This is a genomic window from Paenibacillus piri, from assembly GCF_004354045.1.
Taxonomy (GTDB): Bacteria; Bacillota; Bacilli; order Paenibacillales; family NBRC-103111; genus Paenibacillus_S; species Paenibacillus_S piri.
Genome location: NZ_SMRT01000059.1, coordinates 1 through 1076, shown reverse-complemented (window position 1 = coordinate 1076; position 1076 = coordinate 1). Strand labels below are relative to the sequence as shown.

Here is a 1076-nt window from a genome sequence, read left to right as displayed (position 1 = left end):
TTTTCACCTTTCCCTCACGGTACTGCTTCACTATCGGTCGCTAGGGAGTATTTAGCCTTGGCAGATGGTCCTGCCTGCTTCCCACGAGGTTTCACGTGTCTCGCGGTACTCGGGATCCGTCTAGCGATACGTTGGTTTTGAGCTACGGGATTGTTACCCTCTCTGATGAGCCTTTCCAGACTGCTTCGCCTAACCAACTTTTCGCACATTGACGTCCCACAACCCCAAGGGGCAAGCCCCTTGGTTTGGGCTGTTCCGCTTTCGCTCGCCGCTACTGACGGAATCACKTTTGTTTTCTTCTCCTGAGGGTACTTAGATGTTTCAGTTCCCCTCGTATGCCTCCTCAGCAGCTATGTATTCACTGCTGGGTACGTGAGCATTACCTCACGTGGGTTCCCCCATTCGGACATCCCCGGATCGAAGCCTGCTTACGGCTCCCCGAGGCATTTCGTCGTTCGCCACGTCCTTCGTCGGCTCCTAGCGCCTAGGCATCCTCCGTGTGCTCTTATTAGCTTAACTTTTCCGCTAATAATGCTCTATTCAAATGAATAGAGTCTGGATTRTTGCTCTATGCTTGTTGTTGACAACTGCGATGGTTTCACGCATCGAACAGTTGCAACGGTTTCGGTATCCAGTTTTCAAGGAACAATCCTGCAACAGCTACACTCAAGTTGAGCGTGCCTGCTGTCAGTTGTGTTTGAGAGTTGCCCTCTCAAAACTGAGCAACGAGTGAATGTTGTTGCAACTTAAAGTTGCTTTATGTCCGTTACCCTACAAGTAACATGGACTCCATAGAAAGGAGGTGATCCAGCCGCACCTTCCGATACGGCTACCTTGTTACGACTTCACCCCAATCATCTACCCCACCTTCGGCGGCTGGCTCCCTTGCGGGTTACCCCACCGACTTCGGGTGTTGTAAACTCTCGTGGTGTGACGGGCGGTGTGTACAAGACCCGGGAACGTATTCACCGCGGCATGCTGATCCGCGATTACTAGCAATTCCGACTTCATGCAGGCGAGTTGCAGCCTGCAATCCGAACTGAGACCGGCTTCTAAGGATTCGCTCCATCTCGCGA

Annotated in this window: 2 rRNA genes; both read right to left on the bottom strand. The window is 52.2% G+C overall.

Annotated elements, in window-relative coordinates:
- Nucleotides 1-519 (bottom strand): 23S ribosomal RNA (locus tag E1757_RS35615); the annotation flags it as partial.
- A 276-nt stretch (nt 520-795) separates the two neighbouring features.
- Nucleotides 796-1076: ribosomal RNA gene (locus tag E1757_RS35610) — 16S ribosomal RNA — on the bottom strand; the annotation flags it as partial.